Origin of the sequence: Helicobacter equorum, assembly GCF_900198655.1 — a bacterium.
GTDB lineage: Bacteria > Campylobacterota > Campylobacteria > Campylobacterales > Helicobacteraceae > Helicobacter_F > Helicobacter_F equorum.
Genome location: NZ_FZPO01000019.1, coordinates 1 through 24,762 on the forward strand (window position 1 = coordinate 1; position 24,762 = coordinate 24,762).

General features: G+C 37.9%; 28 protein-coding genes and 1 pseudogene. 3 read left to right on the forward strand and 26 right to left on the reverse strand.

Annotated elements, in window-relative coordinates; translation table 11 throughout:
- Nucleotides 1-669: hypothetical protein (locus C6H22_RS04350; RefSeq protein WP_104694121.1), on the reverse strand; the 669-nt coding region annotated here is incomplete at its 3' end.
- Between the two features lie 119 nt (nt 670-788).
- Complete coding sequence (locus C6H22_RS04355) at nt 789-1,313, reverse strand: YceI family protein (RefSeq protein ID WP_104694122.1); 525 nt, start codon at nt 1,311-1,313, stop codon at nt 789-791.
- 247 nt (nt 1,314-1,560) lie between these two features.
- Here C6H22_RS04355 and C6H22_RS04360 point away from each other — a divergent pair, with 247 nt between their 5' ends.
- A complete protein-coding gene (locus C6H22_RS04360; RefSeq protein ID WP_104694123.1) occupies nt 1,561-2,037 on the forward strand; it encodes a peroxiredoxin in 477 nt (158 codons plus the stop codon).
- A gap of 47 nt (nt 2,038-2,084) precedes the next feature.
- Here the strand turns inward: C6H22_RS04360 and C6H22_RS04365 are convergent, their stop codons facing one another.
- The 10 genes from C6H22_RS04365 to C6H22_RS04410 all read right to left on the reverse strand — a co-directional run bounded on the left by C6H22_RS04365 (nt 2,085) and on the right by C6H22_RS04410 (nt 8,717).
- Nucleotides 2,085-2,774: a Bax inhibitor-1/YccA family protein gene (locus tag C6H22_RS04365; protein WP_104694124.1), complete on the reverse strand. Its 690-nt coding sequence runs from the start codon at nt 2,772-2,774 to the stop codon at nt 2,085-2,087.
- A 55-nt stretch (nt 2,775-2,829) separates the two neighbouring features.
- Nucleotides 2,830-3,354 (reverse strand): hypothetical protein, encoded by a 525-nt coding sequence (locus C6H22_RS04370; protein WP_104694125.1) that lies wholly within the window; start codon nt 3,352-3,354, stop codon nt 2,830-2,832.
- Between the two features lie 74 nt (nt 3,355-3,428).
- Nucleotides 3,429-4,415 (reverse strand): tryptophan--tRNA ligase, encoded by a 987-nt coding sequence (gene trpS / locus C6H22_RS04375; RefSeq protein WP_104694126.1) that lies wholly within the window; start codon nt 4,413-4,415, stop codon nt 3,429-3,431.
- A gap of 31 nt (nt 4,416-4,446) precedes the next feature.
- Nucleotides 4,447-4,818, reverse strand: coding sequence for a holo-ACP synthase (gene acpS / locus C6H22_RS04380; RefSeq protein WP_199769805.1), 372 nt, complete (start codon nt 4,816-4,818; stop codon nt 4,447-4,449).
- 2 nt (nt 4,819-4,820) lie between these two features.
- A complete protein-coding gene (fliL, locus tag C6H22_RS04385; protein WP_104694128.1) occupies nt 4,821-5,378 on the reverse strand; it encodes a flagellar basal body-associated protein FliL in 558 nt (185 codons plus the stop codon).
- 15 nt (nt 5,379-5,393) lie between these two features.
- Nucleotides 5,394-5,987, reverse strand: coding sequence for a 16S rRNA (guanine(966)-N(2))-methyltransferase RsmD (rsmD, locus tag C6H22_RS04390; protein ID WP_104694129.1), 594 nt, complete (start codon nt 5,985-5,987; stop codon nt 5,394-5,396).
- A complete protein-coding gene (locus C6H22_RS04395; protein ID WP_104694130.1) occupies nt 5,962-6,276 on the reverse strand; it encodes a hypothetical protein in 315 nt (104 codons plus the stop codon). Before C6H22_RS04395 ends, rsmD begins: the two co-directional genes overlap by 26 nt.
- Nucleotides 6,277-6,304: 28 nt before the next feature.
- A complete protein-coding gene (locus C6H22_RS04400) occupies nt 6,305-8,200 on the reverse strand; it encodes a primosomal protein N' (protein ID WP_104694131.1) in 1,896 nt (631 codons plus the stop codon).
- Between the two features lie 21 nt (nt 8,201-8,221).
- Nucleotides 8,222-8,494 (reverse strand): hypothetical protein, encoded by a 273-nt coding sequence (locus C6H22_RS04405; protein ID WP_104694132.1) that lies wholly within the window; start codon nt 8,492-8,494, stop codon nt 8,222-8,224.
- On the reverse strand, nt 8,487-8,717 hold the full coding sequence (locus tag C6H22_RS04410) for a hypothetical protein (protein ID WP_095627446.1): 231 nt from the start codon (nt 8,715-8,717) through the stop codon (nt 8,487-8,489). Before C6H22_RS04410 ends, C6H22_RS04405 begins: the two co-directional genes overlap by 8 nt.
- Nucleotides 8,718-8,796: 79 nt before the next feature.
- Between C6H22_RS04410 and uvrB the strand changes: the two genes are divergently transcribed.
- Nucleotides 8,797-10,779 carry an excinuclease ABC subunit UvrB gene (gene uvrB / locus C6H22_RS04415; protein WP_104694133.1) on the forward strand — a complete coding sequence of 661 codons (1,983 nt, stop codon included), beginning with the start codon at nt 8,797-8,799 and terminating at the stop codon, nt 10,777-10,779.
- Between the two features lie 16 nt (nt 10,780-10,795).
- On the opposite strand, the gene C6H22_RS04420 is transcribed toward uvrB, so the two are convergent.
- The 8 genes and pseudogenes from C6H22_RS04420 to glmS all read right to left on the reverse strand — a co-directional run bounded on the left by C6H22_RS04420 (nt 10,796) and on the right by glmS (nt 17,363).
- A complete protein-coding gene (locus C6H22_RS04420; protein WP_104694134.1) occupies nt 10,796-11,680 on the reverse strand; it encodes a hypothetical protein in 885 nt (294 codons plus the stop codon).
- A gap of 112 nt (nt 11,681-11,792) precedes the next feature.
- Complete coding sequence (locus C6H22_RS04430) at nt 11,793-11,984, reverse strand: hypothetical protein (RefSeq protein ID WP_104694135.1); 192 nt, start codon at nt 11,982-11,984, stop codon at nt 11,793-11,795.
- 25 nt (nt 11,985-12,009) lie between these two features.
- A pseudogene (locus C6H22_RS09210) lies at nt 12,010-12,417 on the reverse strand (hypothetical protein); the annotation flags it as partial.
- 302 nt (nt 12,418-12,719) lie between these two features.
- Nucleotides 12,720-13,430 carry a hypothetical protein gene (locus C6H22_RS09215; protein ID WP_233707038.1) on the reverse strand — a complete coding sequence of 237 codons (711 nt, stop codon included), beginning with the start codon at nt 13,428-13,430 and terminating at the stop codon, nt 12,720-12,722.
- Entirely contained in the window at nt 13,384-13,722 is a 339-nt protein-coding gene (locus tag C6H22_RS09220; protein ID WP_233707039.1) for a hypothetical protein, read from the reverse strand. Before C6H22_RS09220 ends, C6H22_RS09215 begins: the two co-directional genes overlap by 47 nt.
- Before the next feature lie 47 nt (nt 13,723-13,769).
- Entirely contained in the window at nt 13,770-14,873 is a 1,104-nt protein-coding gene (locus C6H22_RS04440; protein ID WP_104694136.1) for a DUF354 domain-containing protein, read from the reverse strand.
- 25 nt (nt 14,874-14,898) lie between these two features.
- Entirely contained in the window at nt 14,899-15,534 is a 636-nt protein-coding gene (gene thyX / locus C6H22_RS04445; protein ID WP_104694137.1) for an FAD-dependent thymidylate synthase, read from the reverse strand.
- Nucleotides 15,535-15,575: 41 nt separating this feature from the next.
- Nucleotides 15,576-17,363: a glutamine--fructose-6-phosphate transaminase (isomerizing) gene (gene glmS / locus C6H22_RS04450; RefSeq protein ID WP_104694138.1), complete on the reverse strand. Its 1,788-nt coding sequence runs from the start codon at nt 17,361-17,363 to the stop codon at nt 15,576-15,578.
- 94 nt (nt 17,364-17,457) lie between these two features.
- On the opposite strand from glmS, the gene C6H22_RS04455 reads away from it, so the two are divergent.
- The gene (locus tag C6H22_RS04455) at nt 17,458-18,303 is read left to right on the forward strand and encodes a phospholipase A (RefSeq protein ID WP_104694139.1); all 846 of its coding nucleotides are present in this window, start codon (nt 17,458-17,460) and stop codon (nt 18,301-18,303) included.
- On the opposite strand, the gene C6H22_RS04460 is transcribed toward C6H22_RS04455, so the two are convergent.
- Genes C6H22_RS04460 through C6H22_RS04485 form a run of 6 tightly spaced genes read right to left on the reverse strand, consistent with a single transcriptional unit; the run spans nt 18,300 to nt 24,639 of the window.
- The gene (locus C6H22_RS04460; protein ID WP_104694140.1) at nt 18,300-19,349 is read right to left on the reverse strand and encodes a type II secretion system F family protein; all 1,050 of its coding nucleotides are present in this window, start codon (nt 19,347-19,349) and stop codon (nt 18,300-18,302) included. The genes C6H22_RS04455 and C6H22_RS04460 overlap by 4 nt on opposite strands.
- Nucleotides 19,350-19,352: 3 nt before the next feature.
- A complete protein-coding gene (locus tag C6H22_RS04465; RefSeq protein WP_104694141.1) occupies nt 19,353-20,834 on the reverse strand; it encodes a GspE/PulE family protein in 1,482 nt (493 codons plus the stop codon).
- Entirely contained in the window at nt 20,831-22,498 is a 1,668-nt protein-coding gene (gene mshL / locus C6H22_RS04470) for a pilus (MSHA type) biogenesis protein MshL (protein ID WP_104694142.1), read from the reverse strand. The genes C6H22_RS04465 and mshL overlap by 4 nt, the downstream gene beginning before the upstream one ends.
- A gap of 6 nt (nt 22,499-22,504) precedes the next feature.
- The gene (locus C6H22_RS04475; RefSeq protein WP_104694143.1) at nt 22,505-22,864 is read right to left on the reverse strand and encodes a hypothetical protein; all 360 of its coding nucleotides are present in this window, start codon (nt 22,862-22,864) and stop codon (nt 22,505-22,507) included.
- A 1-nt stretch (nt 22,865) separates the two neighbouring features.
- Nucleotides 22,866-23,417 (reverse strand): hypothetical protein, encoded by a 552-nt coding sequence (locus tag C6H22_RS04480; protein WP_104694144.1) that lies wholly within the window; start codon nt 23,415-23,417, stop codon nt 22,866-22,868.
- Complete coding sequence (locus C6H22_RS04485) at nt 23,410-24,639, reverse strand: hypothetical protein (RefSeq protein ID WP_104694145.1); 1,230 nt, start codon at nt 24,637-24,639, stop codon at nt 23,410-23,412. Before C6H22_RS04485 ends, C6H22_RS04480 begins: the two co-directional genes overlap by 8 nt.
- Between the last annotated feature and the right edge of the window lie 123 nt (nt 24,640-24,762).

The following is a 24,762-nucleotide window of genomic DNA, read 5'->3' on the forward strand; positions in this document are numbered from 1 at the left end:
TTTTTTCTTATGAGATTGCAAAATCTCTCCTAATTTGCGTGGGATAAAACCAAGTTTTTCGCAACTAACATTGATACAAAAATCATTGCCACTTTCTTTGGAGTGTAAATGTCCGTGTATATTAAGGGAGCATTGTGCGAGTTTGTAGGTTTCATCTAAAATATCACGCGCTTTTGTGAATCTATCATGCACCTTTCTGTTAAAAACAGGGAAATGTGAAAACATAATCCGCTCATCTTCTATGTCGCATATAATGGCATTGAGATAGAGATTTTTTAGGGATTCTTTACCAAATTTTTGTTTGAGATGATCTTTGATGAGGCGACTTTGGGGAATCTGTAGGCGTAGTTTTTTGCACACACTCCAGGATTTAAGGTTTTGCACATATTCATATTTGCCAATATCATTGTTGCCTACAATAAGGAGTTTTGTGCCATTAAGTTTTTTTAGTATCTTATAGCCATTGCCAAAATATAAATCTCCCAAATGCCAGATTCTATCTTTTGGACCTAGGGTTTTATTCCACATCACTATACTAAAGGTATCAAAATTATCAAATCCGTGTGAAAGTGCAGTTTTAAGTCGTATAGGCTCTTTGAGTAATGCCCCTTGGTGTCCAAAATGTGAATCTGAAATCAAAAAGGTATCTTTTGAAATAAAATATGACACGCACACCCTTATGGAATCGAGGATAAATTTGGGTGGGATTGTATACTAAATTGGCTAAAACCTTACTAAGATTTTAGCTCTAGAGTGAAGATACATGTGGCATGAAAGTTACTTATAGATTATTGTAATGCTAAGACTACATCAATTTTTATGGAGTTGTTCATAATTGTATAACTTTCCATACCAAAGTCTTTTTTGACATCAATTTTACCATTTAGGTAGAGTGTATAACCATTTTGTGTGTGTTTTAGGGTGCTAGTTAGACGGACTTCTTTTGCTATACCATGAATTTCTAGTATGCCTATTACTTCCCCATTTTCTGTGAGTTGCTTATATTCTTTCATTGCAAAGGTGATGTAGGGAAATTTTTGGCTCTCAATAAGGCTTTTACCTCTGATATGTTCATCTCGCGTAGTGTTTCCACTCTCTATAGAATCTACCACAACTTTGCCTTCTAAAGTGTGTATAACATCATCTTGTATATTTATTTTGCCCTCATACTCTAAAAATTTACCTTCCACACTCACTGCCAAAAACTTACTACCTTCAAAACCCACCTTGGATTGTGATTTATCTATCACATATTCTCGTGCACCAAGCAAACTAAGACCTATTATTAATATGCCCATCACTACTATTTTCATTGGATCTCCTTATTAAAAAATTTTGATAAATTCCATACAATCATCATATAGAGTAAGTAGTAAGCTGTGTTGCCAAAAATCCCAAAGAATGACTTAACATACAACCTCCTAAAGGCATACATATTATTTGCATATAGTATGTAATTTATATAAATTAATCAATGCTTTTCTAAGGATTTACTATCAAGTAGATGTTTAGTAGAATATCATTCTAAATGTTTATTTTGATGACAAAAGGAGTTTATGTATGCAAAAATTAGAAATAGGTATGAAGGCACCAATTTTTCGCACACTAGATTCACAAAATACTGAATTTAGTTTGGCAGATTTTAAAGGGAAGTATGTGGTTGTGTATTTTTATCCCAAAGACAATACACCGGGCTGCACACTAGAGGCACAGGATTTTAGCATGCTTTTAGATGAATTTAGTGCACTTGATTGTGTTGTGATAGGCATTAGTCCAGATAGTCCAAAATCTCACAATAGTTTTATTACTAAGTATGGTTTGCGACATGTTTTGTTGTGTGATAGTGATAAAAGCATAGCGAGTAGTTATGGGGCCTATGGTGAAAAAATGATGTATGGCAAAAAGGTGATGGGCATTATACGATCAAGCTTCCTCATTGATCCACAAGGAAATATTGCTAAGACTTATTATAATATCCGTGCCAAAGGACATGCACAAGAAGTATTAAATGATTTAGGAATGATACAAGAGGAATAAAAAGTGAGAGAATCTCCCTTGTGTGATGCAAGGGAGATCAAAGAAGGTTAATCTCTGTTACCAAGAATACCAAAGAGCTGTAGCAAAGACACAAAAATATTATAAAAATCCAAATATAGAGCGATTGCCGCATCTACTGGGCTAGTGTATAAGCCACGAATAATGTTTTGTGTATCGTAAGCTACATATACACTAAAGAGTATTGCTACAGCACCCGCGATGATTGCTTGGAATCCCATACTAAGCACGAATATATTAATAATCGAGCAAACAAACACAACAATAAGAGCGATAAAGAGCATTTTTCCCATACTCGCTAAATCACGCTTTGTTTTGATCCCATAGATACTCATCACACCAAAGATAATAGTTGTCATACCAAATGCTGCTACTACTCCCGCACTACCATTTTGGACAATAACAAACCCAAGTAAAGGTGTGATAGTAAGACCTGTAAGAAATGTAAAAATAAAAAGCATAGCAACATTTAACCCAGGTTTTGAGCGTGAGAACATAAGTCCAAATAGTGCCACAAACTCTGCGATAAAGATGAGCATACGATTTTCAACAACCATTTGGAAATTCATAAACCCTACAAGTGCGCCAATGGTTGCGATAAATAAACTCGCACCAAAAAATTTATATGTTGTTTTTACAAAATTCACCAATGCACTCTCTTGTGTCGCTGCCATAGAAGCAACATTTACATTTGTGTAGTTTCTATCATATAAAGCCATGGTAACTCCTTTTTTTGAAATGGGTGGAATTATATACTAAATTCCTAAACAAAGCTTATTTATTTCTTAAATCATCAATGATAAAGACAATATTGTCTCTCAAGAGGCGTTCTATCTCTGTTTTGGAGATTGTGCTTTCTTTGCCTGTGCCAAAAAAATGTTCTTTGCTAAGCTTTAATTCACCATTGGCATGCTCCTTGATACTTTGTTTTGGTTGTGTTAAATTCAAAGTTACTAAAGATTTTAGCGTAGCTTCACTTTGTCCTTTGGCTATATTGAAGTCTTGACTTGTAGCATTTGTCATAAGCTTGTAAGTAACTTCCATTTTCCAAGTATTTTGGCTTGGTATTTGGACAAAGCTAAAGCATTGTGAATCTTGCATAAATTTACCTAGTAATGTCTTGAAATCTTGCGTGCTGTAGAGATCTTGTGTGCCGCTAATACTGCTTGTTTCAAAAAGCACTTCATATTTTGGTGTTTCACATTTTGTGATTTCTATTTCTTTTGGGCTTGGACCTTGATCACACGCCACAAATGCTATTGCCATAAGTCCTACCCCTAGTAATTTTACTTTTTTCATAATTACCCTCCTAAAAATTTTAGATATAAGCTATATTCTACTGATGTAATTGTTAAGGCTTGATGAATTAAAGGCTATATTAGCCCCACAAGTTCTTTGGCTTTATGATATGTGTTTATGGCGATAGGACGCACCTTTTGCACACCTTCATCAAGGATTTGCTTGATGTATGTCTGATCACTCATAAGCTTTTCATATGTTTCTCTAATAGGGCGTAGAGATTCTATGACTACTTCTGCTATGGCAGCTTTAAGATGACCATATCCTTTGCCTGCAAACTCTTCTTCGATAGATTCACGACTTTTGTGTGTGAAAATTTCATAAATACTTAGGAGATTATAAAGCCCTGGACGCGTGGTATCAAAGACAATTGTATTGTGTGAATCTGTGGTAGCTTTTTTAAATTTAGTCATAATAACTTCTGGCGTATCAAGTAAAAAGATTGCGTGATTTGCACCACTGCTTGATTTACTCATCTTAGATTCTGGATTATCTAGCCCCATAACACGCGCACCCACTTTTGGAATAATCGCCTTTGGGATTGTAAAGCACTCACCATAGTCACGATTAAATCTCATTGCCACATCTCTTGTGAGCTCAAGGTGTTGTTTTTGATCTTCTCCCACCGGCACCCCATTGACTTGATAGAGTAAAATATCAGCTGCCATTAGCGCTGGATAATTAAAAAGCCCTACATTGATATTTTTAGGATTTTTGGTAGATTTGTCTTTGAATTGCGTCATTCTGCTCATATCGCCCATAGGGATATTGCAATCAAGTATCCACGCGAGTGCGGCATGTTCATCGATTTGACTTTGGATAAAAAGACTAGATTTTTTGGCATCAATCCCACACGCTAGAAGCATTGCAGCAAGTTCATATGTTTTTTGTGTTAATTGTTTTGGATCTTGTTTGATAGTGATAGCGTGAGAATTCACCACACAAAAAATGTTTTCATACATTTCTTGAGAATCTACCCAATTTTTCACTGCTCCCAAATAATTGCCTAAGTGGATAGTGCCTGTTGGTTGGATTCCAGAAAAAACACGCTTTTTTGTCATAGATTTCCTTTTGCTTAGTTTGAAATTAGCTTTAGTGCAACGCCACACACGCTATGGCAATATCAGCATCATGTGTGATACTTAGCGCGATGTGTGCGAAAGGTTTTTGGGCTTGAAAATAGGACATTTTTTGCGAATCTAGTGTGATATGTGGCGCACCTTTAGAATCTAGAGTAATAGACATATCTAAAAACCCAATTTCTGCACCAATCCCACATCCAAGCGCTTTGCTTAGAGCTTCTTTGGCTGCCCAAAATCCTGCTATACGTGTAGAATTATATGTATCTTGTCGTGATGAAAGCATGATTTCGTGTTGGTTAAGGAAGCGTCTAAGTCCTTTTATGCCAAATTTTTGTATCAAATGATCAAGGCGTGATATACGCACAACATCAATGCCTAGCATACTTATCCAATAAGGAAGCTTGTGAAATATACATTCTTGATACTTCCGTCGATAAGAAATTCATTTAATCGTTGCACGATTTCATCTTTGACACGATTTTTGCCTTTTGTGGTGGCAACTTCTTCAAAAGATTTGGAGGAGAGTATTTCGATTATTGCATCACAAAGCACAGGCAACTTTGTTTCGATTTCTGGCTGACTTTCTGGCTTATCAAGTTCAAGACTGATTTTTGCAAGCAAAATCTTTTTACCCGTTTGTGTTAAGAGATTTACTCTAAATTCATCTGCAATAGGGTAAAGAGGTCCCATTTTGCCATAATCACTAGCTCTAGCACTCACAGAAGTCCCAACATTAACGACCGTTTTTTGAGGTTGTGCTTCTTGCTGTGTGGTTGGTGCTACCTGTGGTTCTTGATGATTATTTCCAGAAAGCATAAGGACTGCTACTAAAATCCCAACAAGTAGCAAAAACACCACTATCATACCAATAATAATAAACAAAATTGTCTTGTTTTTTTTCTCATTTCCTGCCGTGCTAGGCGCTTCTTGTTCTTCTGCCATACTTACTCCCTTTAGTTAGACTGCAAAATATGATATCGTGCTTTTTCCGAATTTTTTTTGTTTGATTCTAGCATATTTGCCTAAAGTTTGGGGCATATCTTGCTCGCTCATTGCCTCAAAAACTATAAGCCAAATATATGGATTATGTATGTTACTCACAAATTCAAAGCATTTGTGATATATGTCTTGCATACCTTCTCGCAGGGCAAATGGTGGGTCAAGATAGACAATGCTATATGTTTGGAAAGTATGCAACATATCTTTAGTAGCAAAAAAGTCTTGTGTGTAGATTCTGTATTGTAGCTCTTTGGCACGTTTTTTGGCACATAGGAGATTATGCAAGAGAATCTGTGCACTTTGTGAATCTCGTTCGATAAATATGCCCTCTTTTGCACCACGACTTAGGGCTTCAATTCCCATAGAGCCACTGCCACCAAAGCCCTCGACAAATACACAATCTATGATTTCACTACCGATGGTATTAAAAAACGATTGGCGCACGATAGATTTTGTTGGTCGCGTGGTAGACGACGCGGGTAAGAGGAGTTTTAATCCTTTGAGTTTGCCCGTGCTAATGGTGACATCAGGAGTGTTTTTTGAAGAGTTCATAGAGTTTGTGCGTGTATTCTGTAAGGAGTTGGGAGATTTCAGATTCTAATGTAGAAGTATGCAAAGGTGTGAGATTCTCATAAAAAGCTTGCAAGGCTTGGAGCAAAGATTGTGGTGTGAAGGGCTGGGGAATATTACAATCTCCAAGCACACAAACAGGCTTATTAGCAACCCTTTGCACATCGCTTAGAATAAAATCGCACGATTCTTGTGGGCTTATATATTGACGCAAAAAATATTCTAATGTGCTTTGTAGTAACAGATTCTCACATTGTAATGCTATTTTCACCACCACCCCTTTTTATGAATTTCTCACATTATATCGTGCTTAATGGATCTATATCAATCTCAAAGGCAAATTTTACGCATTCTTTGACATACATGATGGCTTGTATAAGCGCATTGGCGGAATGCGATCGCAACAAAATATTATAGCGGTATTTACCATAAAGTCGCTCAATATCACACGCCTTTGCTCCGACAATTTCAAAGTGTTTTATTTGGGTAGATGTGGATTTTTGTATAAGTGTTTCCAAAATTTCTCGCACTTCCTGCATTTGTGAGAGGGCTTGGTGTTGGAGTTTGTGTGCAAAACTAAGATTAGCAAGTCGCACAAATGGCGGATAGAATCTTGGTCTATAACCTAGCTCGTATGTTAAAAACTTTTCATAATCTTGCATAAAGGGAGTAAAAAAATCTTTATGTAATGTTTGGATATACACTATGCCACTTTCTTTGCGTCCGCTTCGTCCAGAGATTTGTGTGAGCAAACTCATAGCGCGTTCATTGGCGCGATAATCTATAGCATTTAGCATATAATCTATGCCCATTACTACACAGAGTGCGATATTATGATAATCGTGTCCTTTGCTTAGCATTTGTGTGCCTATGAGCATATCAAGTTTGTGATCATTGAAGTCTTTGAGAGTTTTTTGGAGTTTGCTATGTGTTGTAATATGATCACGATCAAATATGCCCACACGCATATCAGGAAAATATCCTGCCATTTCTTTGGCAAATTCTTGTGTGCCTATGCGTTGGGATTGGAGGTTTTGGCTTTGGCATTTGGGACAATGTTTGGGGATTGCTTGTGTGTAGCCACAATAATGGCAAATCATTGCGTGTTTATCAAGGTGTAAGCTCATATTGACACTACAAAATACGCATTGCACTTTTTGACCACATTCTTGACAAAAAAGTGTTTTAAAATGCGCTCTTGTAGGCAAAAAGACAATACTTTGCTTATGAGCCTCATATGTTTGTCGCACCAGTTCTATGAGAGAGGGTGCGTATAATGGCGTATCATCAAAAATATAGGATTTTTTGCTATCAAAGTGTTGCCCCCTAAGGCGATAGATTCTGTGTTCTTTCTTGGCATTTGCATATGAGCTAAGTGATGGCGTGGCAGATCCTAAGACAACCTTGATAGGAGTGTGTTTGCCAAGATACAACGCAAGATCCCTAGCGTTATAGCGTGGAGTAGATTGTGATTTATAGGCATCATCATGTTCTTCATCAATAATAATAAGCCCTAGATTCTCTATGGGCAAAAAGAGTGCCGATCTCGCACCAGCGATAATTTGTATCGTGCCATTTTGGAGTTTTGTAAGGATTTCTTGCTTTTTTTTAGTCGTAATTTTGGAGTGCCAAATCCCCACTTTATCGCCAAAAACCTTTTGTAGTCGTTGTTCAATTTGTGGTGTGAGAGAGATTTCAGGCATTAAAAAAAGTGCTTTTTGCCCATTATTGAGGTATTGTGCGATGAGGTGAATATAGATCTCTGTTTTGCCACTACCAGTATCGCCAAAAAGCAAAGGGTTTTGTGTGGCATTGAGAAATGCTAAGGCATCATTTTGTGTCTGTGAGAGCGCAAGGATTGGCGTGATTGTTTCATTGTGCACTTGTGTAGTGAATGTATCAGCTATGAGTTTTGGCGTAAAAAGTCCATAGCTTTGTGAAAAGCTACAGCAATAATATTGCGCGATAAATTCTGCCAAAAGCTTTTGGATTGGTAAAAATTCGTATTTGCTTGGATATGCGAGTTTGCATTCAAAGCCTATGTGTTGTGTTTGTGGCGTGAGAGCGACACCCAAGATATGTTTATTTTTAAGTGAAATTTCTAAGAGTGTGCCACGCTCACAAGGGCTTTGGGTTTGGTATGTAAGTGGGGGAGAGGATACGCCTAAAGGAGCGATGAGGACAAAAGTATGCACATATATTCCTAATAGTTATGGTTATGAATCTTGCATAGTTTGTGAAGTAATATTTTGCGGGGAAATTGAGGCATTTTCTATTTCGTGATAGAGAAGTTCTAGTGAAGTGTGAATCTTGGCATATTTTTCAATTGCGATAATATAGGCTTGGAGTAATTCCACGATAGAGATTTGCTTGCGTTCTCTATCTTCATAAAACAACGCAAAAAGCTCCTCTTGTGCTTGTTTGGAGAGTTTGCTTGTAGAAAAGGAAAAAAGTTTGCCCTCTATATTGATCTTTAGTGGATCATTCATAACGTAAGCCTTCCTCTATTTTACTAAAGAGATCTTCTATACCCTTTTTCTGTGATCCAAGAAGATCATACAGGTTAGAAATTTGAGTATCTTTGGCTTGGTTATCAGCTTCAAGTTCGCGGACTTTTGTGCGTAAAGAATCTATTTCAAGTTTTTGAGCATTCATTTTTTGAAGCATTTCTTCGATTTTTTGTGAAAATTTTTCCATAATTTGTGTATCCATTTTTGTGTCCTTATAAGATTTAGTGGGGTAAAATTGATTGCAAAATTATAACATAAAGCTTTTAGTCTCAAGGAGAATTATGGCAAGTTTTACGCTAAATTCCTCATACACACCAGCAGGAGATCAGCCCCAAGCTATCGCAAAAATCGTAGATTCTATCCAACATGGCGCACAATACTCTACGCTTATAGGTGTTACAGGAAGTGGCAAAACCTTTAGTATGGCAAATATCATTGCGACTTTGCAAATGCCTACACTTATTATGACACACAACAAAACCCTTGCAGCACAGCTTTATAGTGAATTTAAGGGTTTTTTTCCAAATAATCATGTAGAGTATTTTATCTCACACTTTGATTATTATCAACCCGAAGCCTATATACCACGCCGTGATTTGTTTATAGAAAAAGATTCTAGTATCAATGAAGATCTTGAGCGGTTACGATTGAGTGCTACTACATCACTCCTTGCGTATGATGATATTATTGTTGTTGCGAGTGTATCAGCAAATTATGGTTTGGGTAATCCGCAAGAATATCTCACAATGATAGAAAAGTTTGAAGTTGGAGAGCAACGCACACAACGAGAGTTTTTACTTAAACTTATTGATATGGGTTATACACGTAATGATACGACTTTTGATCGTGGTAATGTGCGTGTTTTGGGCGAAGTTATCGATATTTTTCCAGCCTACAATGATCGAGAGTTTGTGCGTGTAGAGTTTTTTGGCGATGAGATTGATCGCATTAGTGTGTATGATAGTTTGGAGCGCACGGAGCTAAAGCGTCTAGATTCATTTGTGTTGTATGCCGCCAATCAATTTATCGTGGGTGCTAATCGTTTAAAGCAGGCGATTGCAGGGATAGAATCCGAGCTAGATTCGCGCTTAGCAGAGTTTGGTGCACAAGATAAGCAAGCAGAATATCAACGTCTCAAAGGTCGCACAGAATTTGATTTAGAGATGATTAGAGAATCTGGTATTTGCAAAGGGATTGAAAATTATGCACGTCATCTCACAGGTAAAGCCCCCGGTGAGATGCCATATTCACTACTTGATTATTTTGCGCAAAAAAACAAGCCTTATCTTATCATTGTAGATGAATCGCATGTGAGTTTGCCACAATTTGGTGGTATGTATGCAGGAGATAGGAGTCGCAAAGAAGTGTTAGTGGAGTATGGTTTTAGGTTGCCTAGTGCGCTTGATAATCGCCCATTGCGTTTTGATGAGTTTATCACCAAAGCCCCACATTTTCTCTTTGTCTCTGCTACTCCTGCCAAACTAGAGTTAGAGCTTAGCAAGGATAATATCACCGAGCAAATTATCCGCCCTACAGGTTTGCTTGATCCACTCTATGAAGTGAGAGATTCGGATTCACAAGTTCTAGATTTGCTTGATGAGATTAAGGTGCGTGTAGAAAAAAAAGAGCGTGTGCTTATCACCACACTAACCAAAAAAATGGCGGAGGAGCTTACTACATATTACACCCAGTTGGGCATTAGGGTGCGTTATATGCATAGCGATATAGATTCTATTGAGCGCAATCATTTGATACGCGCTTTGCGTTTGGGGGAATTTGATGTGCTCGTCGGGATTAATCTTTTGCGTGAGGGGCTAGATCTCCCAGAGGTTAGCTTGATTGCTATCCTTGATGCGGACAAAGAGGGCTTTTTGCGTAGTGAGACAAGCCTTATACAGACTATGGGTCGTGCAGCGCGCAATGTCAATGGCAAGGTGCTTTTGTATGCCAAAAAAATCACAGATTCTATGCGACGCGCTTTTGAAATCACAGATTATCGCCGTGCCAAGCAAGAGGAATTTAACGCGCTACATAATATTACGCCAAAATCTGTGCAACGCAATATCGAAGAAGAACTAAAGATAGAATCTAGTGGCTTATCACGATTGTATGAAAAGGGTGCCAAGGCTAAGAAGATTCCAAAAAGTGAGAGAGATTCACTTATCAAAGAGCTTAGCGCCAAAATGCACCAAGCTGCAAAAATGCTTGAGTTTGAAGAAGCTGCACGATTGCGTGATGAGATCGCAAAAATACGCAATATGTGATACTGCATACATATATCTAAGGTAGCAAAAACTCATATTCATAGACTTTAGATTCTATCTTTTTGGCTAATGTTTTTAGGGCGTAGTTGAGTGTGCCTAGCTTTTGTTTATAGGCTTCATCATTAGCTTTTTGGGGTGGATTCATCTTGCCTTTGTCATTAAAGCCTTGAAAGTGGGCTTTTATATCATAGAGTGAGGCATTTGGATGGTAGTCTTTGTCATCTTTTGCTTGTGTGTGATAATGTCTAAAAAGCTCTTTCCCTGCGTTTAAGACTTCTTGTGCTTCGTGGCTAAAACAAAGTGGCTTTGTGGGGATAAAAGTAGATTTTAGCTCATCACTAAACAAGCTTTTATTATCGGTGCTTTTAGAATCTTGCTTGATTTTGCCTTGCAAAAAGTCTTGCATAAAGTGCGATTCAAAGGCTTCGCACGCTCCTATTTCTTTTTCGCTAAAGGGTATAAAGTGATTTATACCAACTTTACTTGTGATTCTATTTTGTCCGTGAAAAAGCATAAAAATAAGGCAATCGCTTTGAAACACAGAATCTTGCTCCCATTTGTTGTTTGGGTAGAGAAACTGATCTCTATCATTTATCCAAGTGGCTTTGATACAATGGCGAACAGAGAAATAAATTGCTCCAATAAATAAACCGCTTGGGCTAAGTGCAAAATAATTATTATGTCTTGTGCCTTGTTTATTCATAATGCAAAGGAAATTATTATTTTGAAAATCAGGTGTTGGATTTTCCATATATCCTGCAATATTTTGACTTTGTTTGTGGTCGTATTTTTTAACCCACTTATTAATATTTTCTTTTTTATCTAGTGCTGTATAAAATCTCTTTTTCCCCAAACTCGCACCATTTTCATTAAAAATATCTAGTGTAATTATCCGTTTCATTTTACTCACTTTTGTAATCTAATATATTGCTTAGGATTTGATCCTTTTAGTCCGCCTATCTCATCTATTATATCATCGTGCATTGTTTGCACTTCCTGCAGATTTAAATATCTCATTTATCTCTTAGTCTTTCAAACACGGCTTTGTTTTCAGGCTTTTTTAAATCTTGTAGCATATATTCACGCAGTTGTGTAAAATCATTGATTTGTGTTTGCTCTATTTTTAAATTTGCTTGTGTTTTTTTGGCTAAGGCTTGAAACTCTTGCAAAAATTCTTGCTTCACATTTTCTACTATTAATGTCATCTTTGCTCCTTAAAGGTTTGTATTTTCATTCACTTTGGCTTAGATCCCATATCAAAAATCCAATAGGAAAATTTCCTTTGACATTATCAAAGGTATAGGCAGGACACATAAAGCCCTTTAAAAATTTGGCTTTAAAAGTCTCTCTAAACTTTACAAAATTGCTAGAATTTATATATTTAAGCGTGGAGAAACTTGCTAGGGTGCAGTGGGGAATTTCTTTGTAGATTCTAAAGAAAAATTGTGCGAAAAGCTCATTACTTGCCTTTCCCATAGAATCTTTGTAACGCTCATAGGTGGCATTACCTAAGGCTACTCCATCTTTGTTTTTCCCTGTGTTGGTTACTTGTGTGGCTGAAGTGGCTTCCGCATAGGGTGGATTGATAAAAATAATAAGCTTTTTGCGTTTTTGCTCATTTTTTAGAATCTCTTGCAGGGATTTTGGCAGTTTGGATTTTATGCAATCTTGGCATTTGGGATCTAGCCCACTTTTTGTGTGTTTGGTGCAAGGTTTGTCAAAAAACTCATCGTTTAAAAAATCAAATTGAAAAATGTGTTTGGGTAATAGGTGTAGGGTGTTTTTGTTTGAAAGCTCTTGTATAATCTCTATATCGGCTTTATCTAATGTAGAAGCGTAGAGTCTGTGGGATTCTGTAAAATCTACAAGTAAATTGCCTGTCCCTGCAGCACAATCCCAAATATAATACTCACTTTGATAGTTTTCGCCTAAGGCTTTTTCTAGGTAATTTTGGGCTTTTTAACCCAAGTTTGTGGGGTAAAAAACGCACCCTTTCGCTCTCTAATATCGCTAGGCACTAGCAAATCTCGCCTATCTATAATGTAGCTCCAATACTCTTCTTTTGGCGGGCGATCATAGAGATTCCAAAAGGCTGTGTGAGCTTTTTGATCATCATTAAAACTTGCGGTATCTTTTTGCTGTGTTCCCATAAATGTAGTGGTTTTATTAAATTCATAATGCGTTTGTTTTAGCACGACAAAAAGCTTATCTAATAAGCTTTGATTTTCAGCGCTTAATAAATCTGCTAGGTAAAAATCTGCGTCTAAAATCCCTGCATCTTTGGCACGATCCCAATCAATGCCAATGCTAGGAGCTACACTTGTAAGCCATTTGTGGTAAATGGTGGTGAAGTTATTTTTAGTAATAGGGATTTTGGCTATGTTTTTATTATCTAGCGTGAAGTTTGTTTGTATGAAAGATTGTAGCTCTTTGCAGTCATTTTTGAATCTAAACTGCAATTTTTTAGATTCTAAAAGCCCTTGTGCTAGGGTGTGAAGGGTTTTGAACTCTTTTGTGTTATGGTTGCTAGGCGTAACATTCCAGTTAAAGTCGTTTTTTGTAAAGATAGAATCTAGCTCGTGGTATGGGATAAAGGCTATTTTCTCACAATCGAGTGCCCCTAAGAAAAGCGGTGGGGAGATTGTTTTCATAGGTTTTTTCCTTGCCTATGGTTAGGATTAGCTGGACAAAAGATTCTATAATATCTGCCTTATTGCCTTTTTTGGCTTCTGCCCACAGGAAATTTATAGGCTCAAAAAGTGTCTTTGCATTGTAACTTATGCAAAAATCAATTTTGCCTAGAATTTGTGTGGAATCAAGTGCTTTTAATAGTGCTTTAGAATCTTTGTCAAGCTTTATAAACGCACTTTGAGGATTGGGACTAAAAAAGTCCGTGGCGACTTTGTTTTTGAGTTCTTCTTCGGGTAAGTTTATAGGATACATTGCTACTCGTTTTATATTGTGATTGAAAACTAGATTATACCAAAATGTTACTTTTGCTTGTTTATGTTAGGAGATGTATAGAATCTTTGCTTGAGTGTTGCGATGATGTGTTGGAGTGCGGTGGTTTTATCGGTGTGAAAAAAAAGCGCGTCTTGTCGTATTTTGGGGGTTGTATTTTTGAGTGCTTCTCGCACGAGCTTTAGCACTTGTGTAGCACTTTTGGCGTGAGACATAAGGCGGTGTTTTAGGAGATATTTGTCGTGAAAAAGTAACAAAGAGCGTGTAGAGATTGTAGGTATGCCTAGATAGCAAGATTCTAGATTCATAGTGCCACCGCCACCTACAAGCACATCAATAAAGGGATAGAAATCCTCTGGTGCAAATTTATCATTGGCAATCCATACATTGCTATAACTTCCAAACTTTTGTTCTAATTCCTTATTTCCATAGCGTGGTATGATGATAATATTTGCATCAAGATTGTGCGCAAGGAGCTTTATGCTTTCATAAATAATGGGCAATTTTTTGCTCACATAGTGGGCTTTGTATTCTTCTTCTCGCACAAGAATTGTTGGGCGATTGGTGGGTATGTGGAGAGTGTGGCGAAAATCTTTGCCTTTAGGGAGATTATCTAGCCACAAAGCCACATCAATAAATGGATATGAAATTATATTATCAACGCTCATACCAAGGAGCTTAAAGCATTTTTGGGGTAGCACAAATGGATAAAAAATAAGATCTGATAATGGGAGTGTTAATCGCGCAAGTTTGGTAAGTAAATGTGAATCGCAAGTATGTCCGGCTATGGGTGTATCAGAAAAATGCACAATTGGTATGCCTACTCCAAAAGCAAAATGCACAGCTTCAGCACTTGCACCTGTGATAAGGAGCGTGGGAAGTTTGGCACCAAAAAATTTTAAAAACTCTTCTTGTCTATGCAATCTAGCTCTAAATTTCCCTTCTTTTGTTGCACCACCATAGCCACCTATACAATGATGCGTGATCCCAAAAAGCTTCAAAAGTTGCACGCATTCATCATAATCGCTACTTGCGCGCGTGGTGATAAGAATCTCATCAAGTGTCCTAAGATGCGGGAGTAATACGCGAAAAAATAGCACATATTTGGGATCGGTAATATCAAGCCAAATCATTGGATGCTCTTAGAATTTAGCGTATTTAGGCTTTAGTATCTTGCTGGAGGCAGTGTTCAAAAATGTATTTGTGTGAATCTGGCAGGGCATCAAAAATAGCGTGTGCAAGGTTTTGAATTTCCCAAAGTGCACTTTTAGAGCTACGCAAGGATAGGAAGTTCTGCAACGATCGTGCATTGATACTCCACGAGAGTTCGGTTTTATAAGATTCGGGCATACAAAATTTTGCCAAGTCGTTGCTAATACCTTGATTTAATAAGACTCGGAGATTTTCTAGCGCATAAACACTTGCTTCATTGACTTTGGGTTCTTGACAAAAGACAAGGAATTGCTGTGCGCGTGTGAGATTTATAGAATCTAGTGGCAAAAAACTTTCGCAGTGCTTAAGTTCTTTGAGCGTGTAGCGTGAGGATTTGACACTAAGACTTGCTATTCTGTGTCGTGCTAATTCTTGCAAACACGCGCGCGAAATACCTTTTATGTAAAAGTTATAAAATAAATGCTCAAGCGTGGAGCTGTGTTTATTTTTATTGCCCACGCGATCAATAAGCTCCAAATCTCTTTCTCCACCATTATCGCTTTTATCAAAGCTTTGCCAACAGGTTCTAATAGCATTGGAACACATTTCTAAAGGTGTGGCGTGTAAAAGAGTAATTTGCATAATGATCCTTTTGTTAAAATTGGTGCTCAAACATTATGGATTTATTCCACGGTTACGGATTTTGCGAGGTTTCTAGGCATATCGACATCATTACCTAATTTGGTTGCTATCTCTAATGCAAGGAGTTGGAGCACGATCATCATTGCATAAAATTCCTCCATATAATCTTGGCATTGAGGAATATATACCATATCATCGGCTTCTTGAATACCCTCACTACAAATCGCACAAATGGTTGTGTCGCGCGCACTTAATTCTTGGACATTGCTTTTGATTTTATCAAATAGAAGATGTTTTGGTAAGAGTGCTAGACAAAAAAGTTCTGAATCTGCAAGGGCTATAGGTCCGTGTTTCATTTCACCACTAGGATATCCCTCGGCGTGTAAATAGCTAATCTCTTTGAGCTTGAGTGCGCCCTCGAGTGCTAAAGGATAGAAAATATCGCGCCCGATAAAGAAAAAGCCATGCCCGTGTAAATATCGCTTAGAAAGTCGCTTAAGGCGATCGTGCAAGGAAGGTTGCACTTTGGTAAGTTTGGTGGCATTAAGCATTGTATTTGCATAGTGCTTGAGATCTTTGGTGTTAATGTGTCCGCGCATATGTCCCAACGATACACTTAAAATCCAAAGCACCATAACCTGTGTCGCAAAAGCCTTGGTGCTTGCTACTCCTTTTTCTATGCCTGCGCGTGTGAGTATAGTGTGATGTGCTTCACGGACAATTGAGCTATTATCGACATTACAAATAGCTAGTGTTTTAAGTCCGCTAGATTTAGCAAGCTTGAGGGCTTCTAGTGTGTCGGCTGTTTCACCACTTTGAGAGATACAGACAAAAAGCTCATTTTTGTGTAGCACAGGCTTGGCATAGCGAAACTCACTCGCAAAGACGACATTTGTATGAATCTTGGCTAGGCGTTCGATGAGGTATTTTGCACTAAGTCCTGCATGGTAGCTTGTCCCACATGCACAAATCGTGATTTCCTCAATAGAGGTAAAAAAATCTTTTGGCACTTCATCAAAACCGATATGCTCATCGCTTACACGCCCCATCATTGTTTCTAAGAGGACTTTGTGTTGCTCATAAATTTCTTTTTCCATGAAAAATCTATATCCATCTTTTTGTGCATAAGATTTATTGATGGTAAGCTCTTTTGTGTCCGTTAGTTGTAAAAAGCTATCTTTATCCATACGACCGATAGTATCATCAGCTACATAATGCACTTTGTTAGCAAGTCCGATAAGTGGTGCATCAGAGCTTGCAAAATACACACCACTCTCACCTTGTCCGATGATAAGTGGAGAAGCTTTCTTGGCATAAAAGATTGCCTGTTCATCAGCCTTTGTGATAAGTAAGATTGCATAGGCTCCGTGTAGAGAATCTATAGTGTGTTTAAAGGCACTCATTGGGTCTTTGTGAATTTTTAGATTTTCTTCAAAAAGATGCACGATGACTTCGGTATCAGTTTGGCTAATGAATTGATGTCCTTTGTCTTGGAGCATTTGCTTAAGTTGCGCGTAATTTTCTATAATCCCATTATGCACGACATTGCTAAATTCTGCAAAATGTGGGTGGGCATTTGCTTCTGTGGGTTTGCCATGCGTTGCCCATCGTGTATGTCCTATGCCAACGCCAAAACCTTGGGAATAAAAATCTTTGCATTTTTCTTCGAGATTGACAATTTTTCCAACTGCTTTGAAATTATGTAATTGTTTGTTGGTTAATACTGCTATTCCTGCACTATCATAACCCCTATACTCGAGTTCTTTTAGGCCATCAAGAAGGATTTGTTTTTTCTCATTGTTACCTATGTAACCCACAATTCCACACATACTTTTCCCTTTGTAACAATTTTGCACTTGTATTTAATATTTTGAGGTTACAATCATACCTAAGGATTTGTTAGCTTAAGTTTAAGGGCATACGATGATAAAGAGATTTGGCATTTTGGCTCTAAGTGTATTGATGTATGTTTTTGGCAAAGATTCAGATTCCCAGCAACCTAAGACACAAGAATTTAATCAGCAATTATCCTCACATATTGGTTCGTTGTATGCACACGAGTCTATTTATATTTTGCCCTATTACCATAGCTTTTCACCTACATATGATAAAAACATAGCAACCGAGACAAAATTCCAATTTAGCTTTAGAATCCCAATGTTTGGCGTGGGTGAGCATAATAAATTTTTTCTTGCTTATACACAAACCTCATTTTTTCAAAACTATAATAAATTGGATTCTCGACCATTTCGCGACACAGACTATGCACCGGAGTTGTATTGGTCTTATGATGGGATTAATGACATTGTGCGTTTTGTGCAGTTTGGCTATAAGCATATTTCAAATGGTGAGCGTGCCTTGCGATCACGCACCCAAAATCAGCTTTTGCTTAGGGTGCGTTTGCAATATGACACGCCTTTGGGGCTAAAAGTTGGTGGTATCGTGCGCACTTGGCTTTGGATAGGCTTGGATAATGATGGCTTTTTGCACGATAATCCAGTTCTTACGCGTTATCGTGGATACGGCGATATATTTTTGTATTGCAAATACGATAACCATTTATTTGAATTCAAGGCATCACCTATTGTGAGTGATATAGGATTTTGGAAGCCACATTTTGAGGTGGGTTATACCTACAGGCTTACCGAAAATCTTGGAATCTATGCACAATATAGCAATGGCTATGGTGATAACATTTATGAGTATAACATTCACTCCAATAGATTAGGGATTGGATTTAGGCTTTGGCAAAGTGTGTATAATAACTAGAGGACATTTGCGTTCATATCCCACATAGGCACAAACACACCTAATGCTAAAAACACAACTAATGCTCCCATAATGAGACTAAGTGCAGGTTCTATAAGGCGTATTATCATATCAAGTTTTTGCTCACTCTCGCGTTGCGTAGCATTGGCGATGGATTCAAAGATTTGTGGGAGTTTTGCACTTTTTTCTCCAGCGTGAATAAGTGTGATTGAAATAGGATCGAGTAAGTCTAAGGTTTTTAGTGCTTGACTTAAGGTGCTAGCAGTGTTTTTGATATATGGCAAGAGCATATTGTAGCGTTTTCTTAGGGCGCGATTTTGTACACTTAAACTCGCTAAGGGCAATGCTGTATCTAGTGGCATAGCACCCTTTAGCATATAGCTAAGTGCAAAAGAAAAGTGATAGGCTTCTTGTGAGATGACAAGTGTGCCTACAAATGGTGCGCGTAGTATGTATGCGTCGATTGTATGTCTAAACGATGGCTGATGTGTGTAGAGGATCTTGCTTGCAAAGGCGATACACACGAGTAACAATACTATAGGTAGCCCAAATGTTTGGAGAGATTCATATAGCCACAATAAGACTCGCGTATAAAGAGGCAATGTGGTGCCAAGCTCTGCAAAAAGCACCATAAATGGCGGTATGACAAACCAAATAATAGCCAAAAATGCAACAATCATCGCACAAAGTAATATGCTAGGATATACAAGGGCTTTGGTGATAAGTGCTTTGTTTTGGGCACGTTTATTAAAGTATGCACTAAGGGTGAGCAAGATTGCAGGGAGTGTGCCACTTTCTTGCCCTAATGTGAGTAATGCGCACGAGAGTTCTCCAAAGATTGTCTTGTGTTGTGCGATGGATTGGGCTAAGCTTAAGCCTTGATGAAGATTTTTGACAATGTCTTGTATTACGATCGCAAGGGATTTGTTTTGGGTTTGCACACTTTGCATACATTCTAATATCCCTACACCAGAATCTAGCAAAAGTCCCATTTGCATAAAAAGTGTGCTGATATCTTGGGGGCGTATTTTGCGTCTTAGATTCATAGATTATCCCCATACACGATAAACTTCTTCTAGACTACACATACCTTGTGCTAAAACTTCTGTAATATGTGTTTGCATAGGTGTAAGATGTGTAGCAAGTAGCTCTTTGCTAAGGTTGGGCATATTGCGTGGATTTTGGAGAATCTCACTTAGTAGTATGCGTCCAGAAAATCCGCTATTATCGCAATACACACAGCCTTTGGCACGATAAAGTGGGGTTTGCAAACAAAGACTTGTAAGAAAATCTTTGTATATACCATTTTTGAAAGTGTCATAAAATGTGTGAGACACACTATATTTGCAATGTGTGCAGAGTTTTCGTGCTAGGCGTTGGGCGATAATCATACTAAGGTTTGTGGCAAGCATTTGGGGCTTTCCACCTAGTGCCAAGATTCTATCAAAGGCACTTAGTGTGTCATTAGCATGCAGGGTCGCAAAGATTAAATGTCCAGTAAGAGAGGCTTGGAGGGCGAGATCAAGCGTTTGGTGATCGCGGATTTCTCCTATCATAAGCACATCAGGATCTTGTCGCAGGCAACCACGCAAGGCTTTTTCAAAAGTGAAATCATATTGTGGGTTGATAAGCACCTGCGTAATGTCATCGACGCGGTATTCTATGGGATCTTCAAGAGTGAGGATTTTTTTGGTGTGATCTTTTATGGATTCTACCATAGCATAGAGTGTGGTGCTTTTGCCACAGCCTGTAGGACCTACAAGCAAGATCATGCCACTGCTTTTGGTGATTTCTTGATTGATGAGGTGAAGGGCTTGGGGCAAGAAACCTAGAGATTGCAAGGTGTGGCTTTTTGCACCCTTTTGCAAGATACGCAAAACAAGCGATTCGCCCTCAAGTGCGGGCATACTTGAGAATCTAAAATCAAAACTTCCCTGTGTAAAGTCTCTTGAAAAACGCCCATCTAAGGATTTCCTTTTTTCGCTGATGTCAAGTTTGCATTCTAACTTTAGGCGCGTGGAGATGATTTCAAAGATATGTAGTGGTATTTCAAAACTTTTGTGTAGGATCCCATCGATTCGATAGCGAATACTCGCTTCTGTAGTATTAGATTCTATATGTATGTCGCTACTTTGGTGTTGTATGCCATACTCTAGGAGAAAATTTAGTAGGGTGTTTATGTCGTTTTCTTGTATATGAGGATTGGCGGTGTCTGTGGATGCAAGCATAAGTTTTGTTAAGAGATCCTGTGTGAGGGCATTAAATTTGGCATTTGCAAAGGCTTTTTGGTAAAACAGCAAAAAATCTTGTATTGGATAGCATTCTAGTGTTAGGTGCGGATATTGTTTGTGTATATGAAAGCTCACAAGCTCAATATTTGGCGGATTATCTGGATCCGTGGCGATATGTATATGTGTAGAATCTATACTAAAAGCAAAGCAATGGAGTTTTTGTATTAATGAGAAAGGCAACGCGCTGAGGGCTTTGTGATCAAGGCTTTCTAAAATATGGATATTTGTAGAATGATTCATAATGGGGCATTGAGCGTATGAGAATCTATGATGTAACTTAGGGTTAGATCGTGTATTTTTGGTGCAAGTTGTGTGTTGCTTAGTGGAAGCGAGGAGTTTTCATAGGTTGGGATTTGTGGTATTTCATCTTGGAGTTGCTCTATGGTTTGTATATTCATAATTCTTGGAGAGAGGATAATGACCATTTCTTTTGTTACTTGGGTGTTTTTGGTATAGCTAAAAAAATATTTGAGTAATGGTATGTTCCCTAAAATAGGGATTTGTTTGCGAATCTTTGTTTCTGTTTTGTCTATAAGACCACCTAAGACAATACGTTGTTCATCTTCTATCGCCACAAGTGAAGAGAGGTGCTTAGTAGCGAGATTTGGTGGCGAACTAAGTGCGGTTGTTTGGTTTTCGATTGAGATATCTTTGGTTTTGGTTATGGAGGGATTGATTTTTAAAATGATTTTTTTACCCTCAATGCTTGGTGTAACATCAAGTAAGATTCCAGAAAAAACCGATGGAAATATTTCTGAAGCATTTTGCACTGAAGTGCCTTGGGTTGTGGTTTGGTATGTTGTATTTTGTTGGTAGCGCAATACACTTCCCACGCTGATAATAGCAGGTTGATTATTGAGTGTAAGCACTTTTGGGTTAGAGATAGATTCTACTTTGCCATAGGTTTGCAAAAACTCTACAATACGCTCTATACTTATGCCTTGTGAAAAAATATTGATACCATAAGAGGTGCCGGAATTATCAAGGATCAATGCGCTTGAGTTGTCGCTGCCTATAGGTGTAGTGGCAAGATTAGTAAGATTAAAAAATTGTTCCCAATCAATACCATAAGTCGCACTATCATTGTGCTCGACATTGAATATATTGACATCAATGAGGACTTGTGCGTGAATTTTTTGCGCAAGAGAGGCGAGATATTGCTCCACGCGATCGATTTGTTTTTGGGATCCTGTGATTGTCAAAAGCCCTGCACCTTTATTGATAATAATATCTTTGGGTGCGTATTTAGAATCTTTGGTATTTTGCGGGGTGTCAATGGTAGAATCTGGTATATACCAATCTCCAGGGCGATAGGCGATGTTATATATTTCATTTTCTAATTCACCCCAAAAATCCATTTCATCAATAGAATAGATTTTTGTGCCACTTTTGCCTGTCCCAAGGGTGTGTCCAGCAGCTTTATTAAGTGCCATTTTGTGTGCTTGTTGGGTAGATTCAAGGGTGGAAAAATTTTGTATAGCATAGGGGTTTTGGTATGCGTTGGGTGTATTTTGAGAATCTTGAGAGAAAAATACATCGGTATTGCTAGAGCCAACGCGTGCGGTGGATATGTAATTAATACTAAAGGTTTTAGTTTGCAATGCCCAAATACTTAAGAGATTATTTTCTAGTGTGAATCCTATGTCATTTTGCGTAAGCAGGGTTTGTAGAATATCTTGCAAGGAAGTATTGTCAAAATGCAAAGAGATGACTTTAGAATCTAAGATTTTATGTGTAAGATCTTGAGTATAGATAATGTTTAGCTTACAATCTAGAGCAATGGCTTCTAAGATTTTAGAGAGTGTTGTGTTGGCATTAAAGCTTAGTGCATTACATGCATAGGTTGTTTGTTGTGTGAGGTAGTAGGCTAAACATAATATGCGAAGTAAGCGTGGGAATTGCATCAAAACCTACCTATACCATAGGATATGTTGTGATACTTTGATAGTGTGCGTGTTTTTGCCCTGCATAAGCATGATATGATCATTATGGATACTGAGGATTGTACCAAATGGTGTTTTGCCACTTTTATACCATGTGCCATCAATAAGTGCTTTGGCATTCATAATAGCTTCAAGCTTGAGATAATGGGGTGTTTTGGTGTGTGATCGTGTCTGTGGTGTAGTGTCAAAAAATGGGTTGTGTGTGAGTTTTTGGTAAGATCGTGGTTTTTGGAGACTAGAGAGAAGATTTTGTGCGCATAGCATATCACATGGAATAGTTGTGGCAAAAGTCATAGAAGAGAGTAAAAGTGTGAGCACAAATCGCATGCTAGCTTCTCATATCTTGGATAAGCAATTCAAACTCCAGAGTATCTTTTAGGGTGATATGGATAAAATCAAGGCTTACATATTGATCATGCAGTGTTTGTATGTCATGAAGGAATTGTGCTATCCCTCCAAAAGTTCCATTACCTCGTAGAGAAATGATGCCAAGCTCTTCGTTAGCGATTTGTATATGCGTAAGGGCAAGATGATTATTTTGAGAGAGATTAAGTAAAGAATCTAGGTTGTCAAATGCATTGGATTGTGTGGCGTAGATTTGGTGCAGCACGGATCGTAATATGGCATTAGATTGTGTAAGCTCTGTAAGGATTTGGGTTTGCTCGGATTGAATGGCGTTTGTGGTATGAAGCGCTTGTGTGTAGCTATCTTTTGAGATAGCCTTGTCTTCTTGTAATTGTGTTAAAAGTGTGGAAGTGAGGCGGTGTTGTTGTTCGATAGGCTGTATAAAAAATATATGACAACATGCTATAAAGGCAAGGACCCCGCATATAAAACCTAACATTTTTTCGCGAGGCTTAAGGATTATTGGTTTATTCATGATACACCACAAGGATTTGAGAATAGGCTTTGTTGTCTTTGTGTGTGATATGAGAAATTTTTGCTTGTGAAGTGTCGGTATTGAGGGCTTTTAGTAGTTGTGTGATATGAGCTTGTGTGGGTGCTATGATATCCATTAGCGCTACACTAAGTTTTGCACTTTTTGCAAAGCTTATATTTGTTGTGTGTGCAGAGTGCTCGGCAAGAAATGTAAAAGTCTCTTCCATACGGACACTTAGTGGTTTTGTATTGAGAGTATCTAGCACAAAAGAGATTTGTTGATACATTTGGGTATTGTGTGCGAGAAGTTTATTTAGTTCATTGGTTTGGGTGGTAGTGCTGTGTTCAAGGTTTGTAAAATCGTATTCTTGAGATTGTAAAGTATCGATGCGGGTTGTGAGATTGCAGGTGTGTGCAAAGAGTGCGCTAGGATATACAAGTCCAAACATTATGGCAAGGGTAATAATAAGATTCCGTATAATGTGTGTTTGTGCTTTGACAAAAAGCCCAAAGTTATTGCGGATAAACCCAAATTTATTATGTAAAAGCGCTCTTATATGCGTGTAGTATTCGTGCTTGCAGTTTTGAAAGATTGCACGGAGAGGCGAGGATTTATTTTGTGGGTCTTTGGTGTTAGATTCTAAAAATATTTGAGTAGGGAAAGAATCTAAAACCTGTAGCATGTGCTCCCCAAACATATTGCTAAAAAGTTGCGTTTTTTGCGTTAATTCCTCATCGCTTGTAAGATGGAGAGTGCTAAGAATCTGTGCGTTATCGATATAATAAAACATACGAGATTCTTTGATATAGATAAAACCTTGCTTGACATGTTGTGCCAGAAAATACGCATCTATAGCGATTTCACATGCTTTTGTATGTTTTGGTAGGTTCGTCAACATATGATGATCGATAAAATACGCCTCACATTCTTGCAAACTTGTTTCGTGAAAATGCGGCTTACACGCAAAATACAAACTATATGTATGTGATAGATCGATAATTCCGCATTGATAGGCATGTGTGTAAAGAGATTCCACAATGTGCTCGGCGTCTTCTTGTATATGAGAATGCAAAGAAGCAGAAATATCAATGGTAAGCTTGGTTAGTTTGTCTAGTTCGCAAACATAGAGTACTCTAGCATGTTTTGGATCATAAGCCATTGGCACGAGTGTGTGTCGGTCAAAGAAGGTATCGCGATAGAATATATGTGAATACATAGACATACACACCCTTTTTTAAGTAATGCATATAGATTTTATATTTCTCTCAATTTTAGTTAAGTAAAACTTTAATTTTTATTAAGCCAAGGTTTATATAAAAGTTCCTTATCCAAAAGCAAACTTTAA